Consider the following 16,951-nt stretch of genomic DNA (forward strand, 5'->3'; position numbering starts at 1 on the left):
GATGCCGTCGCGCGCCAGACCCCTGACACGTGCGGCGCCGTCGGGATCAGAGCGACGGCGCCTGCTCCCGCGCACCGACGACAGCGGCGGAATCGGCCGAGAGCACGAGGGGTCCGGCATCCGTGCGCTGTTCGTGCGCCGTCGTCGCGAGCCAGATCTCGCGGCCCACGAGCTCGACGGTCCACGGCTCGGGCGAGAGGTTCACGTACACCGACGCGGTGTCGCGGTGAAGGATCCATCGTCCGTCGCCGACGCTCTCGGCCGCATGGCCCCGTTGGTCGGGATCGGTCAGCTCCGGCCGACGCGCCCGCAGTCGCGCCAGCGCGCGATACAGCGACAGCAGGCGCGCGTGCGCCGGCTGGTCGAGTTCGGACCAGTCGAGCTTCGACCGCTCGAACGTCGCCGGATCGTTCGGGTCGGGCACGAGCGCCTCGTCCCACCCCATCCGGGCGAACTCGGCTTTGCGTCCCTCGCGGGTCGCGGCGGCGAGCTCGGGCTCGGGGTGCGAGGTGAAGAACTGCCACGGCGTGGATGCCCCCCACTCCTCGCCCATGAACAGCATGGGGGTGCCGGGCGCCGTCATCGTCAGCACCGCCGCGACGCCCAGACGCGCCGACGTCAGCGACTGGCTCAGGCGGTCCCCGGCTGCCCGGTTGCCGATCTGGTCGTGGTCCTGGGCGAAGGTGACGAGGCGCCACGACGGCACGGCCGCGGGAATCGGCGCGCCCCAGTCGCGGTCCCGGAACGAGGAGAACGTGCCGTCGTGGTAGAAGCCGCCCGTCCACGTCTTGGGCAGCGCCTGCGGATCCGCGAAGTCGGCGTAGTAGCCCTCCGTCTCACCGGTCAGGGCGACGTGCACGGCGTGGTGCCAATCGTCCACCCACTGCGCGGTCAGTCCGTAGCCCCCGGCCTCGCGCGGCAGGATCATGATCGGATCGTTCAGATCGCTCTCCGCGATGAGGCTCAGCGGGCGGCCCAGATGCGCCGACAGCGCGTCGACGCGCTCGGCGATCTCCTGCAGAATGTGCACCGGGCTCGATGCGGACTCGTGCAGCGCATGCACGGCGTCGAGGCGCAGACCGTCGACGTGCATCTCACCGAGCCACATCAGCGCATTGTCGATGATGTAGTCGCGCACCGCCCGCTGGTCGAGGTCGATGCTCGAGCCCCACGCGTTGCTCTGCCCGTCGCGGAGATACGGCCCGAACTCGGGCAGGTAGTTGCCGGAGGGACCGAGGTGGTTGTAAACGACGTCCTGCACGACCGCGAGCCCCGCCGCGTGCGCCGCGTCGACGAAGCGACGATACGCCTCCGGGCCGCCGTAGTCCTCCTGCACGGTGTACCAGAGCACGCCGTCGTAGCCCCAGTTGTGGGCGCCGTTGAAGCCGTTGACCGGCAGCAGCTCGACGTGGGTGATCCCCAGCTCGACCAGGTGCGGCAGGCGGCCGATCGCGGCATCCAAAGTGCCCTCGGGCGTGAACGTGCCGACGTGGAGTTCGTAGATCACGCCCCCGGCGAGCTGGCGTCCGGTCCAGGCGCCATCGCTCCAGACGAAGGATGCCGCGTCGTCCCAGGCCGACAGATCGTGCACGCCCCGCGGCTGTCGGCGGGAGCGCGGGTCGGGTCGCACGTCGCCGTCGTCGAGCACGAAGCCGTACTCGTCACCGGCGGTGAGCGTGAGCGGGCTCGCCCACCACCCGGCATCCCCCGCGGTCAGCTCGACGTCGTCGAGCCCCGGCCGCCGCAGTCGTACCCGCGCCGCACGCGGCGCCCACACCTCGATCGTCATGCGACCATCCTGCCTGTCACGGGCTCGCGCGTCGGACCCCTTGACGCGATGGAGCTACGACGCTGCGTGTGCCTCCACGAGTGCCGCAGAATGTGACGAACTCCGCAGCGGATGCCGCGTCCGCGTGCGGAGTCGGTCACGATCTGCGGAGTTCGTGCGGGCGCGGCGGAGCGCTCAGTGCTCCCAGCGGGAGGGGCCGCCGGATGCCGCGAACTCCGCCGCCGCTGCGGCACGCAGCTCGGGGTCGGCAGCGTAGGCCACGGCCGTCGCGGCGAGGGCGACGGCGGCATCCACGAGCGCGTCCGCGGCGGCGGGCAGCACCGTGAGCTCGGCGAACGCCGCGTTGTGCGGGAAGACGTCGTCGGGGCCGCCGAGCCCCAGCGAGGGATGGATCGAGGGAACGAGCCGGCTGACGTTTCCCATGTCGGTCGACGGCCCGCCCTGCGGCGGGGCGGCCGGCGGGGGAACCTCGTGCCCGCGTGCGGCGAACGCATCCACCCAGCGCGAGGTCAGCGCGGTGTTCGTCTGCAGCGGCAGGTAGGGAGGCACGGGATCGACGTCGATCTCGGCACGCGTGCCGGTGGCGAGAGCGGCGCCTTCGAGCACGGCGAGGACGCGATCGGTGAGCTCCCGCAGCTGATCGACGTCGGCGGAGCGCACGTAGAACAGCGCCGAGGCGCGCTCGGGCACGATGTTGGGCGCGGCGCCGCCGTCGGTGATGATGCCGTGGAGGCGATCGGTCGGCAGGATGTGCTGGCGAAGTTGCGCGATGCTCTGGTACGCCGTCACGACGCCGTCGAGCGCGTTGCGGCCGAGCCACGGCGCCCCCGCGGCGTGCGCGGCCCGCCCGTGGTAGGTCACCGCAACGCGGCGCACACCCGTCGTGCGCTGGCCGAGCACGGAGCTCGTGCCCGATCCGCTCGAGGGGTGCACCATGCCCGCGGCATCCACGTCGTCGAAGCCCCCGGCGCGGATGATGAGCTCCTTGCCGCCGCCGTTCTCCTCGGCGGGAGTGCCGATGAGCGACAACCGCCCACCGAGGCCGGCGACCACCGGCGCGGCCGCGAGGTATGCGCCCACGGCGACGGCCGCGATCACGTTGTGCCCGCAGGCGTGGCCGATGCCGGGCAGGGCGTCGTACTCGGCGATGATCGCGAAGTGCGGGCCGGATGCCGCGCCCGCCGCGGCCGTGCTCGCCCGCAGGGCGGTGTCGAGTCCGAAGGCTCCGACCTCGGCATCCACCCCGTGCGCCGCCAGTAGCGCCGCGATGCGGGCGACCGACGCGTGCTCCTCGAAGCCGATCTCGGGCTGGTCGTACAGCTCGCGCGCGAGCCGCTCCAGCTCGGGACGCAGCTGCTCGACCGCCGCCGCGATCTCGGCGTCGACGCTCACAGCTCGACGAGCTCGCCGTCGGCGCGGCGGAGCGTCAGCCGGAAGCCCGACTCCGCACCCGCCACGACCTCAGCGACGCCGTCGCCCAGCCCGTAGGCGGCCAGGATCGCCTGCAGCGGCGCGGGGTCGGGCTCGGTGCGAACGAGCGAGATCAGCTCGATCGTGGGGATGTCGCTGAGTCCGGGCTGCGCGGTGGTGCCCCAGTCGATGAGGAAGGGCACGTCGATACGACGGTTCTCGCCGCGCGTGAGCCGCCACTCCAGCAGGGTGCCGTCGGGCGTGCGGCGGGAGAGGTCGCTGACGTCTCCCGGGTCGTAGCCGCCCGCGCGCGCCGTGGCGACGGTGGCCTCGATGTCGGCGGGATGCACCGCGTACGCCTGCACGCTCGGCGCGGTAAGCGTCGAGATGCCGAAGGTCTCCGGCAGCTCCGGCTCGGGGCGGGCTGGGTTGGGACCGATCAGCTCGATGTACTGCGGTCCGCGGCGGCCGTCGACGGTGAGCGCGACGAGGGCGTTGGCGGTGCCGGTCGGGTGGGCGCCGCCGGGTGCGGCGACGACGCCGGTGCGCTCGGCGAACCAGTCGACCAGCGCGGCGAGGTCGGGACCGGCGATGACGACGTGGTCCAGAAGGGTGGGGATGCTCATGATGTCCTCGTGGTGTCGGGTTATCGGGTGGAGGCGCGGCGGGCGGGAACCTCGGGCTCGCCGAGCGACAGCATGAGCCGGTTCGCCCAGTTGAAGAACGCGGCGCCGCCGATGACGTCGACGATCTCGACATCGTCGAGCCCGGCCGCCCGCAGGCGCGCGATGTCCGATTCACCGAACGCCAACGGGGTGTCGGCGAGGGCGACGGATGCCGCGACCACCGCGTTCCACGTCTCGTCGCCGAGGTCGGCGTCCACGCCCTCGTCGAGCAGCCGCTGCACGTCGGCCTCGCGGCCGGACTCGCGGGTCGCGGCGGCGGCGTGCACCGACGCGCAGAAGACGCAGCCGTTGTGGCGCGAGGTCGCGGCGGCGGCGAGCTCTCGCTCGGCGCGGCCGATGCCGCCGGTGACGTTGTAGAAGATGTCGAGGTCGGTCAGCGTGCGGGCGCGGAGCGCCTCGGGGTCGCGGGCGAGCAGCCGGAAGTACGGCATCTTGGCGCGAGCCGGTTCGATGAGCGCATCGCGCTGGGCGTCGGTGAGCTCGTCCTCGGCCACCGGCAGCAGCCACGGGACCCAGCCGAGTCCTTCCTGGGTGAACGCGTCGGGTCGAGCCAGGTCGGCGTAGGTGGTGACGACGTCGGTCATCTCAGGCTCCTTCGGAAACGGTGGCGGAGGCGGCGGAGGCGGCGACCGGTGCGGATGCCGCGGCCAGCGCGCGCAGCCCCCAGGCCACGCGCAGCTGGAAGCTCAGGAAGGCGATGAGCTGCGACAGCGAGACGATGTCGTCGGCGCTCCACCCGGCATCCACGAGGTCCTGAAGCGCCTCGGCGCGCGCCTCGCGCGGACGGAAGACGAGCAGATGTGCGTGCGCGAACGCGCCGGACAGTCGCGGGCCCAGGGCGGACGCGGTCGCGGCATCCGGAGTCCAGCGCACGCCGTCGGTGGACTCCGCCTGCAGGCGCGGCTCGCGATAGGCGCCGAACGGCCCGGTCGCGGCGGCGGAGGCCGCGGCGGACGCGACGACGGAGGTCAACGCGGGGGTCTCGTCGCCCAGGAGGTCGCCGTAGAACGCGGTCGCCGCGTCGAAACCGTGCAGCTGCGAGACGAACGAGGCGAGCGCGTACCGCTCCGCCAGCGCGAACGTGCCCGGCTCGGCGGGCTCGAGCAGCGCCTCGAAGCTGCGCTGGGCGTTCTCGCGGGCCTGCGCGCGCTTCTCGCGCACCGCGGCGAGCGGGTCGCTCGGCGCGATGCCGGCGAGCAGGTCGATGATGTCGGCGCTGGGGGTGGTCATGCGAGTCCTTCCGAGGAGGCGACGAGGGCGAGCGGACGATGGGCGTGGTGGAGCGCGGCGGCGGCGTCCGCTCCGACGGCGAAGCCGAGGCGCGGGGCGACCTCGCCGGCCAGCAGCTCGAGGGAGCGGAGGGTCAGCTCGTGGGTCGCCGCGATCGAGTGCACCTGGAACGAGACGTCGCTGGCCTCGGGCAGTGTGCGATCGGCCGACAGCGATGCGACCACCTCGTCGACGGTGCCGACGTGGGTATCGGTGAGGCGGACGAGCTCGTCGAGGGAGACGCCGTCGGTGTCGAGGCCGAACATGGTGCGCGCGAGGTGACGCAGGCCGTCACCGGCCAACTCGAGCGCGCGCGTACGGTTCTCCGGGTCGACGACGAGCGCCGTCCGGGAGGCGAGGACGCGGACGGGGGCGCCGTCGGGAAGAGCGGCCCGGTAGGCCTCGATGATCGGCAGCTGCAGCTCGTGCAGCGGCGCGTCGGGTGCGTCGGGCGTGCGCGGCTGCGTGCGCGAGAGCAGCAGGCCGTCACCGCGCTCCCCTGCCCGGCGGCCGCCGTCGATCGAGAACGTCGCCTGCCAGATGCGCGCCGACAGATCGCCCGCGGCGGGATAGATGCGCGAGTCGGTGCCGCGCACGCCGCGCCCTTCGAGGGCGTCGAGGAGCACGTCGAGGTGATCGGCGAAGATCTCGCGGCGACGGTCGGACTCGCGGCCGAACGCCGCGAACGAGGAGGGCGTCCCCCCGGTGGCCAGCCCCAGCTGCACGCGTCCGCCGCTGATCTGATCGAGCACCGTCGCATCCTCGGCGACGCGCAGCGGGTCATCCAGCGGAAGAGTGACGACGCCGGTGGCCAGCGCGATGCGGCTCGTGCGCTCCGCGGCGGCGGCCAGCAGCACGAACGGCGACGGCAGGCCGCCCTCGTGCTCGCCGAAATGGTGCTGCGCGAGCCAGGCCGAAGCGAAGCCGGCCTGTTCCGCGTGGGCGATCTGTTCGATCGCGAACCGGTAACGATCGGCGGCGGAGGCCTCTTCGAGCACGCGGCTGAAGAAGCCGAGACGGGGACCGCTCATGCGGATACCTCTTCCTGATAAGGGGCGGCGGAGTCGGGGGCGGTCAGGGCCGCCGGCGTGGATGCGGACTCTGAGCGCAGCGATGCCCCGGGGATCGCCGCGAGGAGCTCGCGCGTGTAGGCGTGCTGAGGACCGGCGAAGACCTCGGCGGCCGGGCCATGCTCGACCTGACGCCCCCGACGCAGTACCGAGACCGTGTCGGCGATCTGACGCACGACGGCGAGGTCGTGGGAGATGAACACGTAGGTGAGGCCCAGGTCGCTCTGCAGCCGGGCGAGCAGCCGCAGGATCTGGGCCTGCACGGTGACGTCCAGCGCCGAGACGGCCTCGTCGAGCACGACCAGCTCGGGTTCGACGATCAGGGCGCGCGCGATGGCGACACGCTGACGCTGCCCGCCGGAAAGCTCCCGCGGATGCCGCGACGCGATCTCGGGCGCGAGAGCGACCAGCTCGAGGTGATGGGCCACCCGCTCGGCCCGCTCGCCGCCGCTGCCGATGCCGAAGTTGCGCAGCGGCTCGGCGAGGATGTCGCCGATGCTCTGACGCGGATCGAGTGAGGCGTAGGGGTTCTGGTAGACCAGCTGGGTGGTGCGGTGGAACGCGCGGCGAGCACGTCCGCCGGCGAGCGCGGTGACCTCGGTGCCGCCGACGCGGATGGTGCCGCGCGTCGGGTCGTTGAAGCCCGCGATCGAGCGTCCCGTCGTGGTCTTGCCCGAGCCCGACTCGCCGACCAGCGCGTGCGTCGTCCCGCGCGCCACCGTGAACGACACGTCGTCGACGGCGACCAGCGGTGAACGCCCGGCGCGGCGGAACTCCTGCGTGAGCCCGGTGACCTCGACCAGGGGTGCGGATGTCGGGGCCGGCGGCGCCGCCCGCTCGACGACGCGCGCGAGCGAGGGGGCGTCGGCCAGGAGCGTGCGGGTGTAGGGCGACGTCGGCGCGGTGAGCACCTGAGCGGTCGGTCCGGCCTCCTGCACCCGACCTGCCTGCATGACGACGAGCGCGTCGGAGCGGTCGGCGGCGACGGCGAGGTCGTGCGTGATGAAGAGGATGCCGGTGCCGGTCTCGGTCCGCAGCTCGTCGAGCAGGTCGAGGACCGTGCGCTGCACGGTGACATCGAGCGCGCTCGTCGGCTCGTCGGCGATGATCAGCTCGGGCTCGAGCGCGAGCGCGGCGGCGATGAGCACGCGCTGGCGCATACCGCCCGACAGCTCATGCGGGTACTGGCGCGCGCGGGATTCAGGGTCGTCGATACCGACGCGTTCCAGCAGATCGATGACGCGCGCGCGGATCTTGACGCGATCCTTCCACCCGTGGATGCGCAGCGCCTCGGCGACGCTCCACTCGATGGTTGCGACCGGGTTGAGCGAGTTGCCGGGGTCTTGCGGGATGAGGGCGATGCACCGACCGCGCAGGTGGCGCCACCGCCGCTCGGACAACCCGACGAGATCGGTCAGGCCGTCGGTGCGCTCGGAGAGGCGGATGCTTCCGCCCGACACGCGGCCGTTGGCGGCGAGCAGGCCGATGACCGACTGGGCCACGGTCGTCTTGCCCGAACCGGACTCGCCGACCAGAGCCGTGACCGCCCCCGCCTCGACGTCGAACGAGACGCCGCGGACGGCGTCGACCGTTCCGCGCCGCGTGCGGTACTGGACGGCGAGGTCGCGGATGGACAGCAGCGGCGGCGCGCTCATGCGGCATCCCCTCCTCGAAGGGCCTGGCTGAGGCGGTTGGTCGCCAGCACGACGACGACGACGATCAGGCCGGGCAAGACCGTGAGCCACCAGGCGGTGGCGACGTAGTTGCGCCCCTCGGCGATCAGCAGGCCCCACTCGGGCGTGGGCGGCGGCGCGCCGTAGCCGAGGAAGCCGAGGGTCGAGATCTGCAGGATCGCCGAGCCGAACTGCAGCGCCGCCAGCGCGATCACCGGCGTCAACGAGTTGGGCAGGATGTGGCGCCACAGCACGCCGAGGAACGTGCCGCCCGAGCCGTAAGCCGCCTCGACGAAGTCCGACACGCGCACACTGACGACTCGCGAGCGCGCCAGCCGGGCGAACACGGCGATCGAGGTGACTCCGACCGCGACGGCCGCGCTCGTGGTGCCGAAGCCGAGCAGGATGACGACGCTGAGCGACAGCAGCAGGCCGGGGAATGCGAGCAGCACGTCGACGAGACGCATGAGCGTTTCGTCGACGGCGCCGCCGAGCGCGCCGGCGGCGAGGCCGACGGCGGTGCCGACGACGAGACCGACGAGCACCGCGATGAGAGCGCCGATGATCGACTGCGACGCCCCGTAGACGACGCGGGTGTAGAGATCGCGGCCGGTCGCGTCGGTGCCGAACCAGTGCTCGGGGCTGGGCGCTTGCAACGCGGGCGCGACGGTCTCGGTGGGGTTCTGCCCCGTGAACAGTCCCGGAAACAGCGCCCAGAGCAGCGCGACGAGGATGACGAGCGCGGGCAGGACGAACCCGACGCGCGCGAGGAGCGCCGCCCATCGAATGCCCCGGTCGGCGGACGGACCCGCGCCCGGACCCGTGGCGGCGGCGCCGTCGAGTCCGGCGGTGGTGGCCAGAGCGGTCATCGGTTTTCTCCTCGGGAGGAAGTGGTGGCCGCGATGGGGGTGCCGACCTCGGCATCCACGAGCTCGTCGACGGCACGGTCGGCGGCCTCCTCGCGCGGTGCCGCGGCCGACCCGCGGGCACGGCCGGCGGTGCGCAGTCGCGCGTCGAGCACGGGATACAGCAGGTCGACGATCAGGTTGATGACGACGAAGGCGACCGTGGAGATCACGACGACGGCGAGCAGCACCGGGGTGTCGCGGTTGGCGACGGCCTGCGCCGTCAGCTGACCGATGCCGGCGCGCGCGAAGACCGTCTCGGTCACGACCGCGCCGCCCACGAGCTCGCCGAACAGCAGGCCGGCCATCGTGAGGGTCGGCAGCAGCGCGTTGCGGGCGACGTTTCGCCACAGCAGCCACGGCGTGCTGGCCCCGCGCGCACGGACCACCGCCACGAACGGCTGCTCTCGGACCTCGTCGATCGAACGCATCAGCACCTGGGAGAGGGGGGCCGCGATCGGGATCGCCAGCGTGATCACCGGCAGGATCAGTGCCTGCACCGGGTTCGCCCCGATCACCGGGACCAGACCCAGGCGGAAGGAGAACACCTGGATCAGGATGATGCCGATCCAGAACACCGGCAGCGACACGAACAGCGGCGGGATGCCGCGAAACACCCGGCGCAGCAGGCGACCCCCACCGTAGGTCGCGGTGAAGGCGATCGTCACCGCGAGGAACACCGCCAGCGCGAGTCCGAGCACCGCGAGGGTCAGCGTGGGCGGCAGCGCCGTCGCGATGAGATCGGAGACGGCGGCACCGCTGGCCACCGAGTAGCCGAAGTCTCCCGTCAGGAAGCCCGCGATCGAGCGGAGGTACTGGACGACGAGCGGCTGATCGGCACCCAGCGACTGGCGGATCGCCTCGATCTGCTCGGGGGTGAGCCCCAGCTCGGGGCTCCCGTACCGGGCGATGACGGCGTCACCGGGGAGCGCGGCCAGCAGCAGGTAGGCCGCCGTGTAGGCCAGAGCGAGCACGAGCACCGCCTGGCCCACACGACGAAGGACGTACGTCATGGATTCCCGGATCTCCCGACTCAGCCCGCGAGCCAGGTCGAGTAGAAGGTCGGGCGTCCGACCGACTCGGTCTCGAAGCCCTGGACCTTGGCCGTCAGGCCGAAGACCTGCGGTTCCTCGAAGATCGGCAGGATGTACGCGTTCTCGGCGAGGTAGGTCTGCGCCGCCTCGGATGCCGCCTGACGCTGGGCCGTGGTCGGCTCGGAGGCGATGGCCTGCAGAAGCGTGTCGAGCTGCGGGTCGCCGATGCTGCCGTCAGCCGGGTTCAGGTTGAGCAGCGTGTTGCGGTTCTTCGAGAAGTACTGCGACTTCAGCACATCGAAGTCCGCGCGGCCGACCATGGAGTGGTACACCTGGATGACGCTCTGGTCGGTCGACGCCTTGGTCTGCGCGGCCATGTCGCCGGCGAACAGGTTCACCTGGATGCCGAGCTTGCCCAGCTGCTCCTGGATGAGGGTCACGACCTCCTTCGAGCGCGGCTGCGGCAGCGCCTCGTTGAAGCTCAGCGTCAGCTTCTGTCCGTCCTTGGCACGGATGCCGTCGGATCCGAGGGTCCAGCCCGCGGCATCCAGCAGCGACGCGGCCTTGGCGGGATCGTACGTGTAGTACGAGGAGGTGTCGACGTAGCCGAGCGCCGTTTTAGCGAGCGCCCCGGTGGCCAGCGGATAGTTCTTCGTGAACAGGGTGTCGACGATCTTCTGACGATCGATGCCGGCGATGATCGCCTGACGCACGCGCACGTCCGCCAGACGCGGCTCGCGGAAGCGGAAGCTCAGGCCGTTGTTCACGCCGTTGGTCGCGGCGGCGTGCAGCGAGAGGCCTCCAGCGGCGAACTGCGCCTCGTCGGGGGCCGGGATGTTGCGCGCGATGTCGGCCTGGCCGGCGACGACGGTGCCGACGCGCACGCTGTTCTCCGCCGCGACGACGTAGTTGACGCCCGCGAGGTAGGCGGCGCCCTGATGCTTCAGCGACGGCGGCGCCCAGTTGTAGTCCTTGCGCGCGGTGACGCTGGTCTGCGACCTCATCCAGTTCATCGCGACGATCGGTCTCGTGCTCTTCCTGTGGCTCGGCACTCGCCGCATGCGCGTAGTTCCGGGCCGGTTCCAGAGCATCGCGGAGATGGGCCTCGACTTCGTGCGGGTCAACATCGCCGAAGACCTGCTTGGCAAGAAGGACGGCCAGCGATTCCTGCCGATCCTGACGACCATGTTCTTCATGATCCTGTTCTTCAACATCACAGGAATCATCCCGTTCATGAACCTGGCGGGCACGAGCATCATCGCCGTCCCGCTCATGCTGGCGGTCATCAGCTACGTCACGTTCATCTACGCCGGGATCAAGAAGAGCCCGAAGAACTTCTTCAAGAACGCACTGTTCCCCTCGGGCGTGCCCCCGTTCCTGTACATCATCGTCACGCCGCTCGAGTTCCTCTCGACGTTCATCATCCGACCCGTCACCCTGACGCTGCGACTGCTGATGAACATGATCGTCGGACACCTGATGCTCGTCCTGTTCTTCTCAGCGACGCAGTTCTTCCTCATCACCCTCGGTGGCTGGTGGTCGGCTCTGGCGGCGGGTTCGCTCGCCTTCGGTCTCGCCTTCACGCTGTTCGAGATCCTGGTGGCCTTCCTCCAGGCGTACGTCTTCACCATCCTCACCGCGGTCTACATCCAGCTCGCGGTCGCAGAAGAGCACTGAGCGGGAGCGGCTTCCGCCTCTCCCACCCAACCCCGAAAGGAAACACCCCGTGGACGCAATTACGGTTCTCGCCGAGCTCAAGGGCAACGTCGCGACGATGGGCTACGGCCTCGCCGCCATCGGCCCCGCCATCGGCGTGGGCATCGTCGTCGGCAAGACGATCGAGGGCGTCGCCCGTCAGCCCGAGCTGGCCGGTCGCCTGCAGGTCCTGATGTGGATCGGTATCGCCTTCACCGAGGCGCTCGCCTTCATCGGCATCGCCGCCGGCTTCATCTTCGTCTGATCGCCCGCACCAGTTCTTAAGGAGACAGGATGCGCAATCTTGTCGCGTACGCCGCGGAAGAGTCGGGTCACAACCCGCTCATCCCCGCCTGGTACGACATCATCTGGTCGGGTGTCTGCTTCATCGTCATCCTCATCGTTGTGTGGAAGGTCGCCCTCCCCAAGATGAAGGTGCTGCTGGATCAGCGCGCCGCCGCCATCGAAGGCAACATCGCGAAGGCCGACGAGGCCCAGCGAAAGGCCGAAGCCGCTCTTGAGGAGTACACGGCGCAGCTCGCCGAGGCTCGCAAGGAGGCCGGCGAGATCCGTGACGCCGCCCGCGAGGACGGCAAGAAGATCGTCGCCGAGGCCAAAGAGACGGCATCCGCCGAGGCCGCGCGCCTCACCGCCACCGCGCACACGCAGATCGAGGCGGAGCGTCAGTCGGCGCTCGTGTCGCTGCGCAGCGAGGTCGGCACCCTGGCGCTCGACCTGGCCGGCGGTGTCATCGGCGAGTCGCTGACCGACGATGCCAAGGCGAAGGGCGTCGTGGACCGCTTCCTCGCCGACCTCGAGAAGGCGAAGTAATGGGCAGCGCGACCACTCAGGCACTGGCGACGACCACGGCGGAGCTGACGACGGCGAACGTGGGGGACCTCGCGGTCGCTCGCGAGCTGTTCTCGGCCGCGCGCGAGATCGCCGACTCGGCGCAGCTGAGCGGCGCGCTCTCCTCGTGGGGTGCGCCCGCAGAGGCGCGCGCACAGGTCGCCAAGGTCGTCTTCGCCGGGTACAGCCCCGTCGCGGTCCAGCTGCTGACCTCGGCCGTCTCGCAGCGCTGGTCGTCCACGACGGATCTGATCTCCGGCATCGAGGAGCTCGCGATCCGCGCCGCTGCGATCGGCTCACCCGCGACCGACGTCGAGGGCGAGCTGTTCCAGATCGCCCGCCTGGTTGCGGCGAACCCGGAGCTCGAGCTCGCGCTCGGCAGCCGCCTGGGCGATGCCGCTGCGAAGGGCGAGCTCATCGAGAAGCTCCTCGGCGGACGCGCGGGTGAGGCGACGGTGCTCATCGCGTCCCAGCTCGTGCAGCAGCCCCGGGAGCGCCGCGTACGCTTCCTTCTGAACCGCGCGCTGCAGCTGGTCGCCGATCAGCGTGGCAAGAAGGTCGCGACCGTGCGGGTGGCGGGCCCGCTGGATGCCGCGCAGCAGGAGCGCCTCGCGGGCGCGCTCAGCACCCGATACGGCGCCGACGTCACGGTCAACGTGGTCGTCGATCCCGAGGTGCTCGGCGGCATGCGCGTGGAGATCGGTGACGACGTCATCGACGGCACCGTCTCCTCTCGAATCAACGACTTGCGCCAGCGCCTCGCTGGCTAGAACAGAAGGAACACCATGGCAGATCTGACCATCAGCCCCGACGTCATCCGTGACGCGCTGAAAGACTTCGTCGCCGCTTACGAGCCCACCGGCGCCGCCGCCACCGAGGTCGGCACGGTCGTCGACGCCGCCGACGGCATCGCCCACGTCGAGGGTCTTCCCGGCGTCATGGCCAATGAGCTCGTGCGGTTCGGCAACGGCGTCGAGGGTCTGGCGCTGAACCTGGACGAGAACGAGATCGGTGTCGTCGTGCTCGGCGAGTTCTCCGGCATCGAGGCAGGCCAGAAGGTCACCCGCACCGGCGAGGTTCTCTCCGTCGCCGTCGGCGATGGCTACCTCGGGCGGGTCGTCGACCCGCTGGGCAACCCCATCGACGGCCTCGGCGAGATCGCGACCGAGGGCCGCCGCGCCCTCGAGCTGCAGGCCCCCGGCGTCATGCAGCGTAAGAGCGTGCACGAGCCCATGCAGACCGGCATCAAGGCCATCGACGCGATGATCCCCGTCGGACGTGGCCAGCGTCAGCTGATCATCGGCGACCGCCAGACCGGCAAGACCGCGATCGCGATCGACACGATCATCAACCAGAAGGCCAACTGGGAGTCGGGCGACGTCAACAAGCAGGTGCGCTGCATCTACGTCGCGATCGGTCAGAAGGGCTCGACGATCGCCTCCGTCAAGGGTGCGCTCGAGGATGCCGGCGCGATGGAGTACACGACGATCGTCGCGGCCCCGGCATCCGACCCGGCCGGCTTCAAGTACCTCGCCCCGTACACCGGCTCGGCCATCGGTCAGCACTGGATGTACGGCGGCAAGCACGTCCTGATCATCTTCGACGACCTGTCGAAGCAGGCCGAGGCCTACCGTGCCGTGTCGCTGCTGCTGCGCCGCCCGCCGGGCCGCGAGGCGTACCCCGGTGACGTCTTCTACCTCCACTCGCGTCTGCTGGAGCGTTGCGCCAAGCTGAGCGACGAGCTGGGTGCGGGATCGATGACGGGTCTGCCCATCATCGAGACCAAGGCCAACGACGTCTCGGCGTACATCCCGACCAACGTGATCTCCATCACGGACGGCCAGATCTTCCTGCAGTCCGACCTGTTCAACGCCAACCAGCGCCCCGCGGTCGACGTGGGTATCTCGGTCTCTCGCGTCGGCGGTGACGCCCAGGTGAAGTCGATCAAGAAGGTCTCCGGAACGCTGAAGCTCGAGCTGGCCCAGTACCGCTCGCTCGAGGCGTTCGCGATGTTCGCCTCCGACCTGGACGCGGCCTCGCGCCGCCAGCTCGAGCGTGGTGCCCGTCTGACCGAGCTGCTCAAGCAGCCCCAGTACGACCCGTACCCCGTCGAGGAGCAGGTCGTCTCGATCTGGGCCGGCACCAACGGCAAGCTCGACACGATCGCGGTCGAGGATGTGCTCCGTTTCGAGCGCGACCTTCTCGACTACCTCAAGCGCAACACGACCATCCTGGACACGCTGCGTGACACCAACGTGCTCGACGACGCCACCGTCGCAGAGCTCACCAAGGTCACCGACGAGTTCATCCTGGAGTTCCAGGGCGGCAAGGGCCAGGCGATCAACAAGCCGGGTCACGAAGAGGTCGCCGCCGCGCACGAGGAGGACGTGAACCAGGAGCAGATCGTCAAGGGTCGTCGCGGCTGAGGCCGGGCGCAATCTGAGACCGAGAACTCATGGGAGCACAACTCAGGGTCTACAAGCAGAAGATCGCTTCTGCTCAGACGACCAAGAAGATCACGAAGGCGATGGAACTCATCGCGGCTTCGCGCATCCAGAAGGCGATGGCGCGCGTGCGCGCGTCCTCGCCCTTCGCGCGGGCCGTGACGCGAGCCGTCTCCGCCGTGGCGACGCATTCGAACGTGCAGCACCCGCTGACGACCGAGCGCGAGACGATCCGCCGGTCGGCGGTCGTCATCTTCGCCTCGGACCGGGGCCTGGCGGGCGCGTTCAACTCGCAGATCCTGCGCGAGGGGCTTCAGCTCGGCGAGCTGCTGCGTTCGCAGGGCAAGGAGGTCGAGTACTTCCTCGTCGGGCGCAAGGCAGTGGGCTACTTCCAGTTCCGTCGGATGGCATCGGCAGGGGAGTGGGTGGGTGACACCGACACGCCGCACTTCAACACGGCGGAGCAGATCGCCGGCGCCCTTCTGGACGCCTACGACCGCGGCGGCCAGGAGCAGGGCGGCGTCGACGAGATCCACCTCGTGTTTAACCGCTTCGTCAGCATGATGACGCAGGAGCCGCAGACCGTGCGTCTGCTGCCTCTGGAAGTCGTCGAGGCCGACGAGGTCGTCGAGTCCGCCGGAGCGAGCAGTCAGGTCTATCCGCTGTACGAGTTCGAGCCCAGCCCCGAGGTCGTGCTCGATGCGCTGTTGCCGGTGTACGTGCAGAGCCGCGTGTTCAACGCGCTTCTGCAGTCGTCGGCCGCCAAGCACGCTGCGACCCAGAAGGCGATGAAGAGCGCCAGCGACAACGCCGACAAGCTCATCACCGACTACACCCGCCTGCGCAACAACGCGCGTCAGGCCGAGATCACTCAGCAGATCGCCGAGATCGTCGGCGGCGCCGACGCGCTGGCGTCCGGCAAGTAACGACCACACCGAAAGAGACAGACAATGACTGCCACCGCCACCGCCGATAAGGCCGAGACGACGGTCGTCGGGCGCGTTGCACGCGTCACCGGCCCGGTCGTCGACATCGAGTTCCCGCACGATGCGATCCCCGACATCTACAACGCGCTGAAGACGACCATCACGATCGGCGACGAGTCGACCGAGATCACGCTCGAGGTCGCACAGCACCTCGGCGACGACCTGGTGCGCGCCATCTCGCTCAAGCCCACCGACGGCATGGTCCGCGGTCAGGAAGTGCGCGACACCGGCGGCCCCATCACGGTTCCCGTCGGCGACGTCACCAAGGGCAAGGTCTTCAACGTCACCGGTGACGTGCTGAACGCCGCCCCCGGTGAGACCATCGAGGTCACCGAGCGCTGGGGCATCCACCGCCAGGCGCCGAACTTCGACCAGCTCGAGTCGAAGACCGAGATGTTCGAGACCGGCATCAAGTCCATCGACCTGCTCACCCCTTATGTCCAGGGTGGAAAGATCGGCCTGTTCGGCGGCGCCGGCGTCGGCAAGACCGTCCTGATCCAGGAGATGATCCAGCGCGTCGCTCAGGACCACGGCGGCGTGTCGGTGTTCGCCGGCGTCGGTGAGCGCACCCGTGAGGGCAACGACCTGATCGGCGAGATGGAGGAGGCGGGAGTCTTCGACAAGACGGCCCTCGTCTTCGGCCAGATGGACGAGCCGCCGGGGACGCGTCTGCGTGTCGCTCTGTCGGCCCTCACGATGGCGGAGTACTTCCGCGACGTGCAGAAGCAGGACGTGCTGCTGTTCATCGACAACATCTTCCGCTTCACCCAGGCCGGCTCGGAGGTCTCGACGCTGCTCGGCCGTATGCCGTCCGCCGTGGGCTACCAGCCCAACCTGGCCGATGAGATGGGTGTGCTCCAGGAACGCATCACCTCGACCCGCGGTCACTCGATCACCTCGCTGCAGGCGATCTACGTCCCGGCCGACGACTACACCGACCCGGCCCCGGCGACGACGTTCGCCCACCTCGACGCGACGACCGAGCTTTCGCGCGAGATCGCGTCGAAGGGTCTGTACCCCGCCATCGACCCGCTGACGTCGACCAGCCGGATCCTCGACCCCCGTTACATCGGTGAGGACCACTACCGCGTGGCCACTGCGGTCAAGCAGATCGACTCTAGAGGATCCCCGGGACCGAGCT

Annotated in this window: 16 protein-coding genes and 1 pseudogene; 7 read left to right on the forward strand and 10 right to left on the reverse strand. The window is 70.2% G+C overall.

The window, feature by feature from the left end:
• Window positions 1–46 precede the first annotated feature (46 nt).
• The 10 genes and pseudogenes from treZ to I5I_RS05355 form a co-directional block, all read right to left on the reverse strand.
• On the reverse strand, window positions 47–1,789 hold the full coding sequence (gene treZ, locus I5I_RS05310) for a malto-oligosyltrehalose trehalohydrolase (RefSeq protein WP_036317380.1): 1,743 nt from the start codon (window positions 1,787–1,789) through the stop codon (window positions 47–49).
• Between the two features lie 174 nt (window positions 1,790–1,963).
• Window positions 1,964–3,181: an amidohydrolase gene (locus I5I_RS05315; protein ID WP_036317382.1), complete on the reverse strand. Its 1,218-nt coding sequence runs from the start codon at window positions 3,179–3,181 to the stop codon at window positions 1,964–1,966.
• Window positions 3,178–3,825 carry a VOC family protein gene (locus I5I_RS05320; protein ID WP_036317384.1) on the reverse strand — a complete coding sequence of 216 codons (648 nt, stop codon included), beginning with the start codon at window positions 3,823–3,825 and terminating at the stop codon, window positions 3,178–3,180. Before I5I_RS05320 ends, I5I_RS05315 begins: the two co-directional genes overlap by 4 nt.
• A gap of 20 nt (window positions 3,826–3,845) precedes the next feature.
• Window positions 3,846–4,469 (reverse strand): alkylhydroperoxidase domain protein, encoded by a 624-nt coding sequence (locus I5I_RS05325; protein ID WP_036317386.1) that lies wholly within the window; start codon window positions 4,467–4,469, stop codon window positions 3,846–3,848.
• Between the two features lies 1 nt (window position 4,470).
• Window positions 4,471–5,115 (reverse strand): CMD domain protein, encoded by a 645-nt coding sequence (locus I5I_RS05330; RefSeq protein WP_036317388.1) that lies wholly within the window; start codon window positions 5,113–5,115, stop codon window positions 4,471–4,473.
• Entirely contained in the window at window positions 5,112–6,185 is a 1,074-nt protein-coding gene (locus I5I_RS05335) for a putative FMN-dependent luciferase-like monooxygenase (RefSeq protein ID WP_036317391.1), read from the reverse strand. Before I5I_RS05335 ends, I5I_RS05330 begins: the two co-directional genes overlap by 4 nt.
• Window positions 6,182–7,879, reverse strand: a complete 1,698-nt coding sequence (locus I5I_RS05340; protein WP_036317393.1) for a dipeptide ABC transporter ATP-binding protein — start codon at window positions 7,877–7,879, stop codon at window positions 6,182–6,184. The genes I5I_RS05335 and I5I_RS05340 overlap by 4 nt, the downstream gene beginning before the upstream one ends.
• Complete coding sequence (locus I5I_RS05345) at window positions 7,876–8,766, reverse strand: ABC transporter permease (protein WP_036317395.1); 891 nt, start codon at window positions 8,764–8,766, stop codon at window positions 7,876–7,878. Before I5I_RS05345 ends, I5I_RS05340 begins: the two co-directional genes overlap by 4 nt.
• Entirely contained in the window at window positions 8,763–9,815 is a 1,053-nt protein-coding gene (locus tag I5I_RS05350) for an ABC transporter permease (protein WP_036317397.1), read from the reverse strand. The genes I5I_RS05345 and I5I_RS05350 overlap by 4 nt, the downstream gene beginning before the upstream one ends.
• Before the next feature lie 20 nt (window positions 9,816–9,835).
• A pseudogene (locus I5I_RS05355) lies at window positions 9,836–10,834 on the reverse strand (TIGR04028 family ABC transporter substrate-binding protein); the annotation flags it as partial.
• Between I5I_RS05355 and atpB the strand changes: the two are divergent.
• From atpB to atpD, 7 genes are all read left to right on the forward strand, one after another.
• On the forward strand, window positions 10,818–11,513 hold the full coding sequence (gene atpB, locus I5I_RS05360) for a F0F1 ATP synthase subunit A (RefSeq protein ID WP_239640028.1): 696 nt from the start codon (window positions 10,818–10,820) through the stop codon (window positions 11,511–11,513). The pseudogene I5I_RS05355 and the gene atpB sit on opposite strands and share 17 nt — an antisense overlap.
• Before the next feature lie 49 nt (window positions 11,514–11,562).
• Window positions 11,563–11,796, forward strand: a complete 234-nt coding sequence (atpE, locus tag I5I_RS05365; protein WP_005048632.1) for an ATP synthase F0 subunit C — start codon at window positions 11,563–11,565, stop codon at window positions 11,794–11,796.
• A gap of 29 nt (window positions 11,797–11,825) precedes the next feature.
• Window positions 11,826–12,362 (forward strand): F0F1 ATP synthase subunit B, encoded by a 537-nt coding sequence (locus I5I_RS05370; protein ID WP_036317399.1) that lies wholly within the window; start codon window positions 11,826–11,828, stop codon window positions 12,360–12,362.
• Complete coding sequence (locus I5I_RS05375) at window positions 12,362–13,150, forward strand: F0F1 ATP synthase subunit delta (RefSeq protein WP_036317401.1); 789 nt, start codon at window positions 12,362–12,364, stop codon at window positions 13,148–13,150. The genes I5I_RS05370 and I5I_RS05375 overlap by 1 nt, the downstream gene beginning before the upstream one ends.
• A gap of 15 nt (window positions 13,151–13,165) precedes the next feature.
• A complete protein-coding gene (gene atpA, locus I5I_RS05380; RefSeq protein WP_036317402.1) occupies window positions 13,166–14,806 on the forward strand; it encodes a F0F1 ATP synthase subunit alpha in 1,641 nt (546 codons plus the stop codon).
• 29 nt (window positions 14,807–14,835) lie between these two features.
• A complete protein-coding gene (locus I5I_RS05385; protein ID WP_036317403.1) occupies window positions 14,836–15,750 on the forward strand; it encodes a F0F1 ATP synthase subunit gamma in 915 nt (304 codons plus the stop codon).
• A gap of 24 nt (window positions 15,751–15,774) precedes the next feature.
• The coding region (gene atpD / locus I5I_RS05390) for a F0F1 ATP synthase subunit beta (RefSeq protein WP_036317405.1) at window positions 15,775–16,951 on the forward strand (1,177 nt) is incomplete at its 3' end.

This window comes from Microbacterium sp. B24 (assembly GCF_000333415.1).
Taxonomy (GTDB): Bacteria; Actinomycetota; Actinomycetes; order Actinomycetales; family Microbacteriaceae; genus Microbacterium.